The 15,572-nt window shown below is 72.3% G+C and carries 16 protein-coding genes; 8 read left to right on the forward strand and 8 right to left on the reverse strand.

Annotation, left to right across the window (positions count from 1 at the left end):
* Positions 1-472 precede the first annotated feature (472 nt).
* Both ACWGDB_RS08940 and ACWGDB_RS08945 read left to right on the forward strand, forming a co-directional pair.
* Positions 473-1,345: a GNAT family N-acetyltransferase gene (locus ACWGDB_RS08940; RefSeq protein ID WP_453821802.1), complete on the forward strand. Its 873-nt coding sequence runs from the start codon at positions 473-475 to the stop codon at positions 1,343-1,345.
* Between the two features lie 109 nt (positions 1,346-1,454).
* On the forward strand, positions 1,455-2,996 hold the full coding sequence (locus ACWGDB_RS08945) for a protein kinase domain-containing protein (protein WP_453821952.1): 1,542 nt from the start codon (positions 1,455-1,457) through the stop codon (positions 2,994-2,996).
* Between the two features lie 7 nt (positions 2,997-3,003).
* Here ACWGDB_RS08945 and ACWGDB_RS08950 read toward each other — a convergent pair whose 3' ends face one another.
* Genes ACWGDB_RS08950 through ACWGDB_RS08960 form a run of 3 tightly spaced genes read right to left on the reverse strand, consistent with a single transcriptional unit; the run spans position 3,004 to position 5,329 of the window.
* Entirely contained in the window at positions 3,004-3,672 is a 669-nt protein-coding gene (locus ACWGDB_RS08950) for a pyridoxine/pyridoxamine 5'-phosphate oxidase (protein ID WP_453821803.1), read from the reverse strand.
* A 36-nt stretch (positions 3,673-3,708) separates the two neighbouring features.
* The gene (locus ACWGDB_RS08955; protein ID WP_453821804.1) at positions 3,709-4,134 is read right to left on the reverse strand and encodes a pyridoxamine 5'-phosphate oxidase family protein; all 426 of its coding nucleotides are present in this window, start codon (positions 4,132-4,134) and stop codon (positions 3,709-3,711) included.
* A gap of 22 nt (positions 4,135-4,156) precedes the next feature.
* Entirely contained in the window at positions 4,157-5,329 is a 1,173-nt protein-coding gene (locus ACWGDB_RS08960) for a thiolase C-terminal domain-containing protein (protein WP_453821805.1), read from the reverse strand.
* Positions 5,330-5,420: 91 nt separating this feature from the next.
* Here ACWGDB_RS08960 and ACWGDB_RS08965 point away from each other — a divergent pair, with 91 nt between their 5' ends.
* Both ACWGDB_RS08965 and ACWGDB_RS08970 read left to right on the forward strand, forming a co-directional pair.
* On the forward strand, positions 5,421-6,662 hold the full coding sequence (locus ACWGDB_RS08965; RefSeq protein ID WP_453821806.1) for an acyl-CoA dehydrogenase family protein: 1,242 nt from the start codon (positions 5,421-5,423) through the stop codon (positions 6,660-6,662).
* A complete protein-coding gene (locus ACWGDB_RS08970) occupies positions 6,659-7,150 on the forward strand; it encodes a nitroreductase/quinone reductase family protein (protein ID WP_453821807.1) in 492 nt (163 codons plus the stop codon). The genes ACWGDB_RS08965 and ACWGDB_RS08970 overlap by 4 nt, the downstream gene beginning before the upstream one ends.
* A 3-nt stretch (positions 7,151-7,153) precedes the next feature.
* Here ACWGDB_RS08970 and ACWGDB_RS08975 read toward each other — a convergent pair whose 3' ends face one another.
* Positions 7,154-7,780: a LysE family translocator gene (locus ACWGDB_RS08975; RefSeq protein WP_453821808.1), complete on the reverse strand. Its 627-nt coding sequence runs from the start codon at positions 7,778-7,780 to the stop codon at positions 7,154-7,156.
* Positions 7,781-7,862: 82 nt separating this feature from the next.
* On the opposite strand from ACWGDB_RS08975, the gene ACWGDB_RS08980 reads away from it, so the two are divergent.
* Entirely contained in the window at positions 7,863-8,315 is a 453-nt protein-coding gene (locus tag ACWGDB_RS08980) for an Lrp/AsnC family transcriptional regulator (RefSeq protein ID WP_453821809.1), read from the forward strand.
* Positions 8,316-8,383: 68 nt separating this feature from the next.
* Here the strand turns inward: ACWGDB_RS08980 and ACWGDB_RS08985 are convergent, their stop codons facing one another.
* The gene (locus ACWGDB_RS08985) at positions 8,384-9,031 is read right to left on the reverse strand and encodes a TetR family transcriptional regulator (protein ID WP_453821810.1); all 648 of its coding nucleotides are present in this window, start codon (positions 9,029-9,031) and stop codon (positions 8,384-8,386) included.
* A 122-nt stretch (positions 9,032-9,153) separates the two neighbouring features.
* Here ACWGDB_RS08985 and ACWGDB_RS08990 point away from each other — a divergent pair, with 122 nt between their 5' ends.
* The 3 genes from ACWGDB_RS08990 (at position 9,154) to ACWGDB_RS09000 (ending at position 13,197) form a co-directional block, all read left to right on the forward strand.
* On the forward strand, positions 9,154-9,903 hold the full coding sequence (locus tag ACWGDB_RS08990; RefSeq protein WP_453821811.1) for a VOC family protein: 750 nt from the start codon (positions 9,154-9,156) through the stop codon (positions 9,901-9,903).
* Between the two features lie 234 nt (positions 9,904-10,137).
* Complete coding sequence (locus tag ACWGDB_RS08995) at positions 10,138-12,507, forward strand: outer membrane protein assembly factor BamB family protein (protein ID WP_453821812.1); 2,370 nt, start codon at positions 10,138-10,140, stop codon at positions 12,505-12,507.
* 177 nt (positions 12,508-12,684) lie between these two features.
* Entirely contained in the window at positions 12,685-13,197 is a 513-nt protein-coding gene (locus ACWGDB_RS09000; protein WP_453821813.1) for a hypothetical protein, read from the forward strand.
* 1 nt (position 13,198) lies between these two features.
* On the opposite strand, the gene ACWGDB_RS09005 is transcribed toward ACWGDB_RS09000, so the two are convergent.
* From ACWGDB_RS09005 to ACWGDB_RS09015, 3 genes are read right to left on the reverse strand one after another with little or no spacing between them, the layout of a single operon-like run.
* Positions 13,199-13,975, reverse strand: a complete 777-nt coding sequence (locus ACWGDB_RS09005; RefSeq protein ID WP_453821814.1) for an enoyl-CoA hydratase/isomerase family protein — start codon at positions 13,973-13,975, stop codon at positions 13,199-13,201.
* Positions 13,972-14,388 (reverse strand): Zn-ribbon domain-containing OB-fold protein, encoded by a 417-nt coding sequence (locus tag ACWGDB_RS09010; RefSeq protein WP_453821815.1) that lies wholly within the window; start codon positions 14,386-14,388, stop codon positions 13,972-13,974. Before ACWGDB_RS09010 ends, ACWGDB_RS09005 begins: the two co-directional genes overlap by 4 nt.
* A gap of 7 nt (positions 14,389-14,395) precedes the next feature.
* Entirely contained in the window at positions 14,396-15,553 is a 1,158-nt protein-coding gene (locus tag ACWGDB_RS09015; RefSeq protein WP_453821816.1) for a lipid-transfer protein, read from the reverse strand.
* Between the last annotated feature and the right edge of the window lie 19 nt (positions 15,554-15,572).

Consider the following 15,572-nt stretch of genomic DNA (forward strand, 5'->3'; position numbering starts at 1 on the left):
CCGAACCGGGCCCCGCGTCGGGGCTAGGCCTTGGCCCCGTGCCGCCCCGCACCCGCGCCCGGCCCTGCATCCGAACTAGGCCTTGGCCCCGCACCCGCACCCGGGTCCGGACTCGGTTCCGGCCCGGCTCCCGAACCGGGCCCCGCGTCGGGGCTAGGCCTTGGCCCCGCACCCGCTCCCGCGCCCGGCCCCGTACCCGAACCAGGCCTTGGCCCCGCACCCGGTCCCGGACTCAGCGGGCTCGGCCCGGCACCCGTACCCGGACTCGAACCCTGCTCCCGCTCCCGCACCCGCACCCGCACCCAAACCCGGATCCGGACCCCCGATCCCGACTCGGACGTCAACCTGTGGACTCGTAGACCCGTGAACCCCGAGCCTCTCAACCCCCGCCTGGGGGTGGGGTCTTGTGTCGGCTTGGTGTCCACAGCCGAAAAGGGTGCACACTCGGTGCCGCGTCGCGGGATCATGAGGTATGCGCCCGGACGACTGGTACTGCACCCAGGATCTCACCGGCTTCCTCGCCCACGCCGGTGGCTTTCTGCGCTCACGCCCCGATCTGCACACCGTCGTCTTGACGGTGACCGAGACGCTGCGCACCAGCGGGTTGCGTGCGTACGGCGACGAGGCGCCGGTCTTCGGGGTGCTGGAGGTGGGCGGGCAGGTACGGGCCGCCTACTTCCGCACCCCGCCCTACCGGTTGAACGTCACCCCGCTCACCCCCGACGAGGCCGACTCCCTCGCCGCCCACCTGGTCGCCCTCGGCCACTCGGTCCCCGGCGTCATCGCGGCCCGCGAGACCGCCGAGGCCTTCGTCACCGCCTGGCGTCGGCACGCGGGCGGCCGGGCCTCGGTCAGCCAGAGCCAACGCCTGTACCGACTCGGCAACCTGACCCTGCCGCAGCCCCTCCCGGCGGGCCGCGCACGGGTCGCGGGCAAGGAGGACCGGGAGCAACTGACGCGCTGGTACGGCGAGTTCATCGAGTCCGTCGGCGAGCACGCCGCCCGTGACGCCGCCGCATGGGCCGACTCACGCATCTCCTACGGAGGCATCACCTTCTGGGAGGACGCGGACGGCACTCCCCTCGCCATGGCCGGCGTGACTCCGGTGGTCGCCGGACAGGTCCGGGTCGCCCCCGTCTACACCCCGGCCCACCTGCGCGGACGCGGCTACGCGGGCGCGGCCACGGCCCAGGTCAGCCGGGCCGTGCTCGCCTCCGGGGTGCGCGAGGTACTGCTCTTCACGGACCTCGCCAACCAGACGAGCAACAGCCTCTACCAGCGCATCGGGTACCGGGCGGTGGCCGACTTCGCGGCGTACGACTTCCGGGGGACCCGGGGCTTCTAGGCATCCCCGGCCGTCGAGTCCCCGCGCGCTATGGTGCATCTGCAATCTGTTCGAAAAGTGCGCAGGTGTACGGGGAGAAGTAGGTCTCACGGTGTCCGATCTGGGGAGGGTGTCCGATCTGGGGCGGCTCATTGCCAACCGCTACCGGTTGGTGGAGCGTGTCGGACGCGGCGGCATGGGCACCGTGTGGCGGGCCGAGGACGAACTGCTCAACCGGCACGTCGCCCTCAAGAAACTGCACGTCCCGCCGCACCTGCACGACGACGAGATCCAGCGGCTCTACGAGCGCACTCGCCGTGAGGCCCGCAGTGCCGCCCGGATCACCCACCCCCATGTGATCGTCGTGCACGACGTCGTCGACGACGAGGGCCTGCCGTGCATCGTCATGGAGTACATCCCCTCGCTCACGCTGGGCGACGTCCTGAAGCAGCAGGGCACGCTGCCACCGGGCGAGGCCGCACGGATCGGCCGCAGCATGGCCGCCGCGCTGCGCGCCGCGCACGACGTCGGCGTGCTGCACCGGGACGTCAAGCCCGCCAACGTGCTGCTCGGGAACGACGGGCGCATCGTCCTCACGGACTTCGGGATCGCCGTGGAGTCCGGATCGCCCTCCCTGACCAGGACCGGCGAACTGGTCGGTTCGATCCGGTACCTCGCGCCGGAGCGGCTGCGCAGCGGGATCGCCGAGCCCGGCCCCGCCTCCGATCTGTGGTCGCTCGGGGCGACGCTGTACGAGGCGGTCGAGGGGCGGCCCCCGTTCGGCCGGGACACGGCGATCGAGACGGCGTACGCCATCGCCGCCGACACCTACGACCCCCCGCGCAACGCCGAGGATCTGGCCCCGGTGATCGAGGGGCTGCTGGTGAAGGAGCCTCACCGGCGCATGGACGCCCAGGAGGCCGAGCACCTCCTGAGCCGGGTGGCCGGCGAGGCGACCGCCCCGCTCGATCCGCCCACGAGGCCGGAGCGGATGCCCGCCACCCCCACGGCCACCCCCACCACCCCCGACGCCGCGCCGGGGCGGAAGCGAGGGCGCCGCACGGCCCTGTGGATCGCTTCGGCACTGGTGATCGCCGCCACCGTGACGGGTGCTGTGCTGCTGCGGCCGGGGGGCGGTCTCGCTTCGTCGGACGACGACGCCCCGCGGTCCCCTTCGCAGCCCGCGTCCGGCACCTCTCCGGAGCCGGGCGCCTCCCCGTCTCCGGTTCCCGCCGGGTACCACCTCGTGAAGGCCGGCCAGGACTTCTCCGTGCCCGTGCCGGACGGCTGGAAGGCCCAGAAGGTGCCCAAAACCGGTGAGGTCGCCTACATCGACCCGACCGGGCTGGTCGGCCTGAGGGTCGAGGAGGTCGAGTTCGCGGGGGCCGATCCGCTCCAGCACTGGCGCGACACCGAAGAGGCCCAGACGCGGCGCGACAACGCGGGCTACGAGCGGGTCAGGATGAGCCGCACGACCTTCCGTGGCCGGACCGCCGGGTACTGGGAGTTCACCTTCCAGGGCAGGGTGCGCGGTTTCCGGGGGGTCGAGCTGGCCGTCAACGGTGCCGACAACACCCAGTACGCCATCTACCTCTCCGCACCGGACGCGCAGTGGGACGAGTACCGCCCGGTGTTCGACACCGCCGTCAACGGGATCCGGCTCCCCGACTGACGCCGACCTAGGGCCAGAGCAGCTCCCTCACCCAGCCGTCCTCCCCGCGCCGGTAGTCGAGCCGCACATGCCGACGCCTCGCGTCGCCCTGGAAGAACTCCACCTCGTCGGGGCGCAGGTGGTACAGCGTCCACGTCGGCACGGGAGTGCCGGGCTCGCGTCCGGCCCGTTCCCAGGCCGACTCGGAGGCCCGCGCCAACTCCTCCAGCGACCCCAGGACCTGGCTCTGGCGGCCGGTCAGTGCCGCCGCCAGCGCGCCGGTCGAGCGGGCGTGCAGGTCGGCCTGGCCGTCCTGGGCGGGGGCGGCCGACACGGGGCCCCGCACCCGCACCTGGCGGCCCTGGGCGGGCCAGTAGAAGCCGAGTGCCGCGTACGGGCGGGCCGTCAGCTGGCGGCCCTTGCGGCTGTCGACGTGGGTCGCGAAGGACCAGCCGGAGGCGTCCGCGCCGTGCAGCATCACCGTCCGTACGTCCGGCAGGCCGTCCTCGCCGGCCGTGGCGAGGGACATGGTGTGCGGTTCCACCTGCCCCGCCGCCACCGCCTCGGCGAACCAGGCCGTGAACAGGGCGAGCGGGTCGGCGGGTGCGGTGGCCGGGTCGAAGGCAGGCAGCTCGGTGACCGCCGGGTCCCACACCCGCAGCGACCTCAGCAGCTCATGAAGAAGGTCATCTCCCATGCATCGATTGTCACGTGCCGCGGCGGCCGTACCGGCTCACAGCTGACCGAGGTCGGACGACACCCAGCGTTCGGGCCGCATGTGGATGACGATCTGCTCGCCGTGGTTCTTCCAGGCGAAGTCGACATAGCCGTCGACCTTGTCGGCCGGGAGATAGCGGGCCGAGACCTCCCGGAGCTGTTCCAGGGTGGCGGGGGTGGTCTCGATGACCGGGCCCTCGACCGACGCGTACCGGACGGTGGGTTCGACGCGGTCGACCATCAGGGTGAACCGGCCGGACGCCTGGATCAGCTGGTTCTTACGGGAATCCAGCCCGGTCAGGACCCATACGTCGCCGCCGGGCTCGTACTGGTACCAGACCGGCACGGTCAGTGGAGCGCGCCCCGCGCCCGCGTCGACGGACAGCGCGGCGACATGGGGCTCGGCAAGGAACTGTTCGCGTTCTTCTCGGGTCAGGGCCATGCCTGCAGTCCTCTCGATCGGCTCAATCCCTCCCCAGTACCAACGTCCCCGACGAGCAGAACCATCCCCCGGTCGCCGAAGCGACACCCAGACGGGGCAACGCCCCGCCCCGCCCGCGCACCTGACGCTCCCCGCCCTCGCCCCGTAGCTGCCGCACCGCCTCCACCAGCAGGAACAGCCCCCGCATCCCGGGATGCTGGGCCGAAAGGCCGCCCCCGTCCGTGTTGACCGGCAGGTCCCCGCCCCGCACCAGCAGCCGCCCCTTCTCCACGAACGCCCCGCCCTCGCCCTTGCCGCAGAAGCCGAGGTCCTCCAGCGTCACGAGGGTCATGTAGGTGAACGCGTCGTAGATCTCGGCGAAGTCGATCTCCTCCGGGCGCACCCCGGCCCGCTCGAAGGCGAGCCGTCCGCTCACCGCCGCGGGCCCCACCGTGAAGTCGGGCCACTCGGACATCGCCGCGTGCGAGACGTGCTCCCCGGTGCCGAGCACCCACACCGGAGCCGTACGGCAGTCCCGTACGAACTCCTCGGCCGCCAGCAGCACCGCCGCGCCGCCGTCGGAGCGGATGCAGCAGTGCAGCTTGGTGAAGGGGTCCGCGATCACCGGCCCGTCCAGGACGTCGTCGACGGTGATCGGGTCGCGGAACATCGCGTCCGGGTTCAGGGCCGCGTTGGCCCTCGCCTGGACGGCGACCTCCGCCAACTGCTCGATGGTCGTGCCGTGTTCGATCATGTGGCGGCGGGCGGCCATGGCGTACTTGGCGATGAGCGTGTGACCGTACGGCACCTCGAACTGCAGGGGGCCCCGGGAGCCGAAGGACAGGTTCCCCGTCCGCCGGCCCGCCCTGATGTCGGCGCGGGCCGTGGAGCCGTAGACGAGGAGGACGGCGTTCGCGTGCCCCCTCGCTATCGCGTCCGCCGCGTGGGCGGCCATCACCTCCCAGGTGGAGCCGCCGACGGAGGTGGAGTCGACCCAGGTGGGGCGCAGCCCCAGATACTCGGCCACCTCGACGGGGGCGAGGGTGCCGAGCCCGGCGGACGCGAAGCCGTCCACCACTTCCCGGCCGAGCCCCGCGTCGGCCAGGGCGCGGCGGGCCGCCTGGGCGTGCAGGGCGTACGGGGTCGCGTCGTCCACCCGGCCGCAGTCGGAGAGGGACACCCCGACCACGGCGACTTTCCGGCTCCCGGGAGTCATGCGAGGCCTCCAACCTCTCTGCGGTCAACCTCTGTGCATATCGTTGCGACCCTCCTAATATGACGGCCCGTCAGATGCGGAGGGAAGAGCCATGGACGCCAGCTTCACCCCCGAGCAGGACGAGATCCGCCGCACCCTCCGCGAGCTGCTCCACAGCCGCTGCGGCCCCCGCGAACTGCGCGCCGCCGTCGACACCCCCGCCGGCCACGACCCGGCCCTGTGGACCGCCCTCGCCGAACAGCTCGGCCTGCCCGGGCTCGCCCTTCCCGAGGCGTACGGCGGTGTCGGCTGCACGACGACCGAACTCGCCCTCGCCTGCGAGGAGACGGGCCGTGCGCTGGCACCCTCCCCGCTGCTCGCCACCGCCGTTCTCGCCGCACCCCTGATCGCCGCCCTCGGCACCGAGACCCAGCGCGCCGCCCTGCTGCCCCGCCTCGCCTCCGGCACGCTCACCGCCACCCTCGCCGTCCCGGGCACCGCGCTGGCCGCCGCGCTCGCCCTGACCGGCGACAACGGGGGTGACTGGGCCGGCGGCGGACGTGCCGGCGGCGTGCAGGCGCGGCGCGTGGAGGGCGGCTGGCGGCTGTACGGGCAGGTCGACCAGGTGCTGGACGGGCACAGCGCGGGGCTGCTGCTGGTCGCCGCGCACGCCGGGGGGTTCGCCCGGTCGCGGACGCTGCTGTTCCTGGTGCCGGGGGACGCGGCGGGCGTCGTCCGGGTACGGCAGACCGCCCTGGACGCCACCCGGCCGCAGGGGCGGGTGCAACTGCGGGACGTGGCGGCCGAGTTGCTGGGAGAGGAGGACGGTGCCGACGTGCTCAGTGCCCTGGCCGGCGCGGGGGATGCGGCCGCCGCCGTCCTCGCCTGTGAGGCCGTGGGCGCCGCGGACCGGGCGCTGGAGCGGACCGTGGAGTACGTGGGACAGCGGGAGCAGTTCGGGCGGGCGATCGGGTCCTTCCAGGCGGTGAAGCACCGGTTGGCCGATGTGTACGTGGCGGTGCAGGCGGCACGCTCGGCGGCCTATTACGCAGCGTGGGCCGCAACGCCCCCAAGAGGCCACAACGGACCCGCAGACGACGAACGACCCGGCGCGGCCCCACCCGCGGAGCGCCTCGCCCTCGCGCAGGCCCTGGAAGCGCTGCGGATCGCGTCGGCCGAGGGGATCCAGCTGCACGGCGGCATCGGTTTCACCTGGGAGCACGAGGCGCATCTGTACTTCAAGCGGGCCGCCGGCGACGAGCTGCTCTTCGGGCCGGTGCACCGGCTGCGGGCGCACGCCGCCGCCGAGGCCAGGCTCTTCGCGACATCCGGGGTGCGGGAGGTGGCGGTGTGATCGGCGTGCGGCTCGTCCAGAAGGTGTCCTCGACCCGGGGCTTCGCCAAGGTCGCCCCCCATCTGATCCCCGCGCTCGACCGTGCCGTGCACCGGCTCACCCGCGGGAAAGTGCTGCTCAGTGCCCAGATGCTGCCCGGCGTGATCCTGACCTCGACGGGCGCCCGCAGCGGGCTGCCGCGCCGCACGCCGCTCGCGTGCATGCCCGAGGAGGGCGGCCGCACCTGGATCCTCATCGGCTCCAACTTCGGCCGCCCCGGCCACCCGGCCTGGACCGCCAACCTGCTGGCCCACCCGGACGCCGAGGTCAGCTGGAAGGGCGCCGACATCCCCGTCACGGCCCGGCTGCTGGAGGGCGAGGAGCGGGCGGCCACCTGGAAGACGGTGCTCGGGTTCTGGCCGCCGTACGCCACGTATCAGGCCCGGGTGGAGCGGGAGATCCGGCTCTTCAGGATCGTCCGCAGGGACGAGGAGCCCGGGCGGCCGTGACCGTTACAGCGTCGCCAGGCGCTGCACCAGCAGGAAGGCGCCGATTCCGAGCATCGCCGCCCCGGACGTGCGGGTGACCGCCCGTGCCGCGGCCGGGCGGGCGCCGAGGACGGCGCGGGCGGCGAGGCCCACGGTCAGGTAGACGGCGGCGCAGCACGCCATGTGGAGCAGGCCGAGTACGGCGGTCTGGGCGGGGACCGGCAGGTGGTCGCCCTTGGTCACCAGGAACTGGGGCAGGACCGAGAGGTAGAGCAGCAGGCCCTTGGGGTTGAGGCCGCTGATCGTGGCGCCGCGCAGGAAGACGCGGGCCGGGCTGCTCGGGGCCACGGCCTCCTCGGAGGTCCCCGGCGTGCCCGGGCGGCGCAGCACGCTCCAGCCCAGCCACACCAGGTACGCGGCACCGGCCGCCGTCAGCGCGGTCAGCAGACCCGGCTCGCTCGCCACCAGCACCGCGAGGCCGGCCACCGCGAGGACCGTGTGCAGCGCGTACCCGGTGACCAGACCCGTCACCGCCATCACCGGTGAGCGCTCGCGCAGCCCGGCGGAGATCGCGTACGCCCAGTCGGCGCCCGGTACGCAGACGAGCAGCAGGTCGATGGCGAGGAAGGAAAGGAGCAGTCCGGAGTCCATACTGGGGACATTAGGCGGGAATGGCCCGAAAGTGTTGTCGAAGTTTGCTCATGATCGCGAGTTGTGAGCAAATATCTTCTTCATGGATGACGTGGACCGGAAGATTCTTGCCGAGCTGCAGCAGGATGGGCGGCTGACCGTGACCGAGCTGGCCGGGCGGGTGCGGCTGAGCGTCTCGCCGTGCCACCGGCGGCTGCGGGAACTGGAGCGCTCGGGCGCGATCAGCGGCTACCGGGCCGTGGTGGAGCCGGCGGCGGTGGGGCTGACCTTCGAGGCGCTGGTCTTCGTGTCCATGCGGCAGGAGGACCGGGACACGGTCGCCGAATTCGAGCGGGCGATCGCGGACATCCCCCATGTCCTGGACGCACAACGGCTGTTCGGGGAACCCGACTACCTGCTGCGGGTGGCCACCGCCGACCTCGCCGCCTTCCAGCGGCTGTACGACGAGCGGCTGGCGGCCCTGCCGGGGGTGCAACGGCTCACGTCGACGCTGGTGATGAAGCACGTCGTACGGGATCGTCCGCTGCCCGAATAGGACGGCAGGCGGCGGCCCACGTCGGGTGAGCCGCCGCCTGCCAGACAGGACTTGCTCGAATCAGGGAGCTACTTCGTCGGCTTCTTGCCGGTCACACCCAGATGCACCAACAGGGCGAGGTTCGGCTTGAGTTCGGCCTGCTTGACGCCCCAGGTCTGGAAGCCCCTCTGGTGCGAGGCCACCGCCGCGAGCATCGCGACGATCGAACCCGCGACCGCGGCCGGGTTGACGTCCTTGTCGACCTTGCCCTTGGCCTGCAACTGAGTGACCGACTCGGCCAGGGAGTTGTTGACCGAGTTCAGGATCTTCATACGGATCTTGTAGAAGCGTTTGTCCCCCTCGGACGCACCGAGGTCGACGACCCGCAGGATCGCGTCGTTCCGCCGCCAGAACTCCAGGAATCCGTCGACGAGTTCCTGAGCCGTCTGCCAGCCGGCCTTGCCGACCCAGCTGCGGCCCTCCACGAGCTCGGTCAACCCGGCGCCCTCGGTGGCCATTTGGTCCGCGATCTCCAGGACGGCACCCTCGACGTCCGGGAAGTACTGGTAGAAGGTGGCGGGCGAAGTGCCCGCCTTCCGCGCGACATCTATGACTTTGACGTCGCGGTACGGGGAGGAGCTGAGCATCTCGCTGAGGCAGTCGAGCAGCTTCTGCCGGGTCGCCTGCCCACGCCGGCCGGCCACGCGGCCGTCGACGGTACGCACTTGTCCTGTCATGTCGTCAGCTTACCGAGGCGTGATCGGGGCGCGATTCGGCCGACTGCAAATGGGGTGCACGGGGATCGCGAGGCTGGTGTGCCTGGTCTGCGAGGTGCGTGGGACGCCGTTACTTTTGCCGCATGGCCGAAAACAGGGCATCCGCGAACGGAACGGGATACACGGAGGGCGTTCCGTGCTGGGTCGAGGCGCAGCTCGCCGATGTGCAGGCGGGCAAGCGCTTCTACGGTGAGCTCTTCGGGTGGGACTTCGAGGAGGCCTACGACTCCACCGTATGGGCCCGGCTGGACGGCGATCGGGTGGCCGCCCTCTCCCGCAAGACGGACGGGCGGATGCCCACCGTGTGGACGGTGTACTTCGCCACCCCGGACGCACGGGCGCTGACCGGGCGGATCCGCAGTGCCGGAGGACAGGTGGTCACCGCGCCCGTGGAGGTCGGGGCGGGTCTCGGGACGGCCGCGCTGGTCACCGACCCCGAGGGCGCCGTCTTCGGGCTGTGGCAGGAGGGCGAACATCCGGGCTTCGGGCGGCGGCACGAGGCCGGCACCTTCGGCTGGGTTGAGCTGTACGCGCGGGACATCGAGGTCGCCAACGACTTCTACGGCGGGCTCTTCGCCGACGCCCTGTTCGGGCCGGACGCGAAGCCGGACTTCGGGCGGGCGGCGGTCGCGGAACGCTTCTCGGCGATGATGCCGCCCCACTTCCTCGTCCACTTCCGGGTCACGGACTGCGAGGAGATCCTCGGCACGGTGAACCGGCTCGGCGGGCGGATCCAGGTGCCGCCCTTCGAAACGTCGTACGGGAGGGCCGCCGTGGTGACCGACGATCAGGGGGCGTCCTTCGCGGTTCTGGAGCGGACCACCGAGGACTGACGGCACTTCTGTCACAGGCGGCTCAGGCGTCCCACTATGCGATACCGCGCTTCCGCGGGGCGGCGGGCTGTGGTTTTGTCCCAAGACACCCCGTTCCGCCCGCGGGTTCGCCACCACGCCTCCGGACAGGAAGAATCGGGGTGCGTGCCGCCAAGGCGGTGCGGTGGTGAGACGCTGCACGGGGTCGCGTACATAAGCGGGTGACGGGGCCCGTACGGGGAGGTGGCAGGCAGAGTGGTGGATCAGCTGACGCAGCACGATCCGCGCAGGATCGGGCCGTTCGAGGTGCTCGGACGGCTGGGTGCCGGCGGCATGGGGCTGGTCTATCTTGCGCGCTCGGCGTCCGGGCGGCGCGTGGCGATCAAGACGGTCCGTACCGAACTCGCCGAGGACCAGCTGTTCCGCGTCCGCTTCACGCGTGAGGTGGAGGCGGCCCGGGCGGTCTCCGGCTTCTACACGGCAGCGGTCGTCGACGCCGACCCGCGGGCGGCCGTGCCGTGGCTGGCCACCGCGTACGTCCCGGCGCCCTCCCTCGAGGAGATAGTGAACGAGTGCGGGCCGCTCCCGGCCCAGGCGGTGCGCTGGCTGGCGGCCGGTGTGGCGGAGGCCCTGCAGTCGATCCACGGCGCCGGTCTCGTCCACCGCGACCTCAAGCCGTCCAACGTGCTCGTGGTCGAGGACGGCCCCAGAGTCATCGACTTCGGAATCGCGTCCGGCGTGTCGAACACACGTTTGACCATGACCAACGTCGCCGTCGGCACCCCCGCCTACATGTCGCCCGAGCAGGCGAAGGACTCCCGCAGCGTGACCGGCGCGAGCGACGTCTTCTCGCTCGGCTCGATGCTGGTGTTCGCCGCCACCGGACACCCGCCCTTCCACGGCGCCAACCCCGTCGAGACGGTCTTCATGCTGCTGCGCGAGGGCCCCGACCTCGAGGGCCTCCCGGACGAGCTGCGTCCGCTGATCGAGTCCTGTATGCAGATGGAGGCCACGGCCCGCCCCAACCCGGCCGACCTCCAGGCCCAGCTCGCCCCCCACCTCTTCGGCTCCGGCACCGACGACAGCGGTACGGCGTCCGCGTGGCTGCCCGAGCGGGCCGTGGGCCTGATCGAGGCGCGGCGCGGCGGCCGTCCGGCGGTGAAGCCCGCGCCGTCCTCCGGCCGCAGCGGAGGCCGTATCGCCCCCGCGCCGGTTCCGCCGCCGCCCGCGCACGACCCGGCGGTTCCGGGCCCGCAGCCGGCGCCCGTACCGGTCGGCGCCCCCGACACCGGCCCGGTGCGGCTGGCCGGCGGCGCGGTCCCCATCGGCCCCGGCCCCCGCGTCGCCGACGCCCGCGCCGCCGCCATGCAGGCGCCCCCGCCGGAAGCAGGCCTCGTCGCCTCCTGGTCCAAGCCCCGCCCCGGCGTCAACGGCACGGACCCTGCCGTCGGCCCCGCCGTACCGGCATCGCCGCCGGTGGCCCCCGAACCCGCGGCCGGCTGGCGGCCCTGGCGTTTCCGGATGTCGAACGACGTCTGGGGCACCCCTTCCGTCGCCGACGACCTCGTCTACGTCACCTCCTTCGAGGTGCACGCCCTGGACGTGGCCACCGGCCGCCGCCGCTTCAAGACGCGGGACGTCGCCTGGTCGATGGCGGTCGCCGACGGCCGTATCCACGCCTCCGACGGCCCGACCCTGTTCGCCCTGGACTGCCGTGAGGGCGCCGACCTCTGGCGTCTGCAGACGGACGCCTGGGTGTACTCCCTCAAGGCCGAGCGCGGCACGGTCGTCACCGGCACGCGCGGCGGCGGTGTCCAGGCCTGGGAGGCCTCCAACGGCCAGAAACTGTGGGAGATCACCGGGGCGCAGACCGACTTCGAGTCCCCGGAGGCCGGACCGGCGCTGTACGACGGCACGGTGTACGTCTGGCAGGACGCCCGGCTGAAGGCCCTGGACGCCCGGACGGGCGACGAGCGCTGGTCGTACCCCATCGGTGACGCCGCCTCTTGCGGCGGGGTGCCGGTGCGGGTGGCGCAGGCGCACGACGGTTATGTGTACGTGTCCGCCGGGACGCGGGTGCTCGCGCTGGACGTGGTGAGCGGCCAGGTCCGCTGGCACTTCGAGGCCCCGGCGGTCTTCCTGTGCCCGCCGGCCTTCGTGCCGGGCCCGGCGGTGACCGGCGGTGGCGTGTACCTCGCGGACTACCTCGGCACGGTCTACGCCCTGGACGCCACCGACGGCCGCGACCGCTGGCGGATCGCCACCGAGGCCCGCGCCTCGATCGATCCGGTGCTGGTGGCCGGGGGCCACGTCCACGTCGGCAGCGGCAAGGGGCTCTACACCCTGGACGCCGTCACCGGGACGCCGAAGTGGCGCTTCCAGGCGGGCGGCGACATCGTGGGCGCGCCTTCGGTGGCGGAGGGCCGGATCCACTTCGGCTCCACCGACCACCTGCTCTACACCCTGAAGGCCGACGACGGCCGGCTGCGCTGGAAGCTGGCGACCGGTGGCGAGATCACCGGCTCGCCCGTGGTGCAGGACGGCGTCGTGTACGCGTGCAGCAAGGACCGCTGTGTGTACGCCCTGGACGCCGAGAAGGGCACGGGCACGGCCCGCACCGCGTAGGCATCGCCGGTCGCCGGCCGTCGTACCGGCGCGCGGAAGGGTCCGGACGGCGGCCGTCCGCGAAGGGCGGCCATCTTCACCGCTCTTGCACGAGACGTTGCGCCGGGTAAGCGGTTCCTGCCATGCGGCCGCTGCTAACGTGACGTGCTCACGATCATGACAACGGGGGTTGACCACGTGAAGCTTCGCCATGTCCGCGCTGTGGCCGTCTGCGTGGGGGTCGTCGTGGCCCTGACGGGCGCCCGGCACTCCAGTGGCGGCGGCTGCGACAGCAACTCGAACTCCGGCAGCTCGTCGAGCAGTTCGGGCGGCACGAGTGGCGGCAGCACGTACTACGACGACGATGACGACGACTACGACACGGGCTCGTCATCCAGTGGCGGCGTGGAGAGCGAGGGGCCGTCCGCGGAGGACACCACGGACGTGAAGATCGAGAAGTGTGAGTACGACGCGGTCGAGGGGCTCGTCGCGCGCGTCCGCGCCACCAACAGCAGTACGACCACGACGTACTCCTACACGTTCACCGTCACCTTCAAGGACTCGGCCGGCACCGCGGTGGACACGGCCACCTCCGGAATCCTGACCGTCGACGCCGGCGCCACCGACACCATCGACGTCGTCGCCAGGCAGAGCGTCGCGGGCGGCAGTTGCGAACTGGGCGACGCGATGCGCATGTCCGACCACTACTAGGTCACCGGGTCCTGAACTCGCGGCGCCGCGCCCGGAACAGCTCCGTCTGCCGGTCGCCCGGCAGGTTGCCGAGGGCGATCAGGTGCGGTGCCTGCGCGAAGGCGTGGGCCAGGGCGGCCTCCTTGGCCGCCCACAGCGCCCGTACGGTCCCCTGCACACCCTCCGGGGGGTGCCCGGCGATGACGACGGCACAGTCGACCGCGGCGGCCAGCGCCCCGCCGGGCTCGGTGACGTCCGACACGAACCCGATCTCGTGCGCCCGTCGCGCCGACATCCGCTCCGCGCTGCCCATGAGCGCCATCCGCGCGGCCTCTGCGTACGGCATGCGCAGCGCCATCAGCATCGACTCGTAGGCGCTGACCATGCCGTAGGTGGTGTGCGGGTCGAAGAAGGTGGCGCTCGGGTCGGCGACGAGGAAGTCCGCCTCGCCCAGGAGGTAGAAGGCGCCCCCGCAGGCCATGCCCCGCACGGCGGCGACGACCGGCTTCCACAGGTCGTTCGCCTTCGGCCCGACCCGCAGCAGCGGATCGTCGGTCATGTACGGCGAACTGGGCTGCGGGACGACGGCCTCCCGGTCCAGGCCGGTGCAGAAGGCCCGCTCCCCGGCCCCGGTGAGCACGACGGCCCGGACGGTGTCGTCGAACCGCAACTCCCGCCACACCGCGACCAGTTCGTCCCGCATGGTGAGGTCGATGGCGTTGAGGCGCTCCGGCCGGTCGAGGGTGACGACGGCGACGCCGGTGTCCTTGTCGGTCTCGGTCCCGACGGCGGGGTTCACGGCCGCTCCAGGACCCACCGCACAAGGCCGGACCCGCTGAAGACGGCCTGGACCCTGGCGCCGATGCGGATCCGGTCCGGGGGCGAAGAGTTGAGAGGGGCGTCGGGTTCCGTGACGAGGTTGCCGACCAGGCGGATGCGGGGCGCGTCGGCGAGTTCGACGACCACGACGTTGTACGGCGCCTGCTCCGCGTAGTCCGGCAGCAGGGGCGGATGGGGGACGACGTACGACCAGATCCGGCCGTGCCCGCCGACCTGCCGCCACTCGCTCGCGAAGGACTGGCAGTGCGGGCAGCAGGGGCGGGGCGGGAAGCGGAGTTCGCCGCAGTCGGCGCACGCCTGGACGCGCAGCTCGCCCTGGGCGGCGTACTGCCAGAAGGGGGCGCCGTCGGGGTCGGTGACGGGGGAGAGCATCCTTCGATCAACTCCTCAGGAGCAGCGCGGAGGTGGGGACGCCTTCGCCGGCGGTGACGAGACAGGTGGTGGCGTCGGGGACCTGCGCGGTGCTGGTGCCGCGCAGCTGCTTGACGCCTTCGTTGATGAGGTTGAAGCCGTGGACGTAGGCCTCGCTGAGCCCGCCGCCACCGGTGTTGAGGGGCAGCAGCCCGCCGATCTCCAGGGCGCCGCCTTCCGTGAACGCCCCGCCCTCGCCTCGCCCGCAGAAGCCGTACCCCTCCAGCGAGAGCGGTATGAGAGCGGTGAACGCGTCGTAGATCTGGGCGACGTCCACATCCTGTGGAGTGAAGTCGGCGTGCTTCCACAGGTGCCGGGCCGCGGTCCACGCGGGCCCCGTGAGCGGGTCGTCGTTCCAGTAGTTGACCATGCCGTGGTGCTGGGCGGGCAGTCCTTGGGCGGCGGAGTGGACGTAGACGGGGGTGTGCCGGCAGTCCCGGGCGCGCTCCCGGCTGACGATCACGCACGCCAGGGCGCCGTCGGTCTCCAGGCAGTTGTCGAAGAGGCACAGGGGCTCGCTGATCCACCGGGAGGTCATGTACATCTCGCGGGTCAGGGGCCGTTCGTACATCACCGCGGCCGGGTTCTGGTTGGCCCGGTTGCGGCAGGCGAGGGCGACGTTGAAGAGGTGATCCCGCGTCGCGCCGTACTCGTGCATGTAGCGCCGGGCGAGCATGGCGATCTCGTCGACGGGGCGCAGAAGGCCGTACGGCCGGGTCCACTGGGCGGGCGTGGGCAGTTGGGCGGTGGTGTTGCGCCAGGGCCTCGGGCCGCTGCCCCGCTTCCTGGACCGCCAGGCGACCCCGACCGTCGCCTGCCCTGCGGCGATGGCGGCGGCGAGATGCGCGACGGTGGCACACGAACCGCCGCCCCCGTAGCCCACCTTGCTGAAGAAGGTGAGGTCACCGAAGCCGACGGCCTTCGCCAGCTCGACCTCGTCGGTCTCCTCCATGGTGTAGCTGGCGAGCGCGTCGACCTCGCCCGGCGCTATTCCGGCGTCGTCCAGGGCGGCCACGACGGCCCGGCAGGCGAGGGTTCTCTCGTCCTCGCCCAGCTGTTTGGCGAAGGGCGTCTGTCCGATGCCGACGATCGCGGTGGCGTCCTTGAGTCCGTTGACTCCGGTCATGCTGCGAGCACCTCCGCAT

The organism is Streptomyces sp. NPDC055013, from assembly GCF_053608645.1.

Excerpts from the sequence above, each read along its gene's own strand:
- ACWGDB_RS08955 (WP_453821804.1), bottom strand. The coding sequence starts at position 4,134 with ATGGCCCTGACCCGAGAAGAACGCGAACAGTTCCTTGCCGAGCCCCAT.
- ACWGDB_RS08975 (WP_453821808.1), bottom strand. The coding sequence starts at position 7,780 with ATGGACTCCGGACTGCTCCTTTCCTTCCTCGCCATCGACCTGCTGCTC.
- ACWGDB_RS09010 (WP_453821815.1), bottom strand. The coding sequence starts at position 14,388 with ATGCTCTCCCCCGTCACCGACCCCGACGGCGCCCCCTTCTGGCAGTAC.
- ACWGDB_RS08960 (WP_453821805.1), bottom strand. The coding sequence starts at position 5,329 with ATGACTCCCGGGAGCCGGAAAGTCGCCGTGGTCGGGGTGTCCCTCTCC.
- ACWGDB_RS08965 (WP_453821806.1), top strand. The coding sequence starts at position 5,421 with ATGGACGCCAGCTTCACCCCCGAGCAGGACGAGATCCGCCGCACCCTC.
- ACWGDB_RS08940 (WP_453821802.1), top strand. The coding sequence starts at position 473 with ATGCGCCCGGACGACTGGTACTGCACCCAGGATCTCACCGGCTTCCTC.
- ACWGDB_RS09015 (WP_453821816.1), bottom strand. The coding sequence starts at position 15,553 with ATGACCGGAGTCAACGGACTCAAGGACGCCACCGCGATCGTCGGCATC.
- ACWGDB_RS08950 (WP_453821803.1), bottom strand. The coding sequence starts at position 3,672 with ATGGGAGATGACCTTCTTCATGAGCTGCTGAGGTCGCTGCGGGTGTGG.
- ACWGDB_RS08985 (WP_453821810.1), bottom strand. The coding sequence starts at position 9,031 with ATGACAGGACAAGTGCGTACCGTCGACGGCCGCGTGGCCGGCCGGCGT.
- ACWGDB_RS08980 (WP_453821809.1), top strand. The coding sequence starts at position 7,863 with ATGGATGACGTGGACCGGAAGATTCTTGCCGAGCTGCAGCAGGATGGG.
- ACWGDB_RS08990 (WP_453821811.1), top strand. The coding sequence starts at position 9,154 with ATGGCCGAAAACAGGGCATCCGCGAACGGAACGGGATACACGGAGGGC.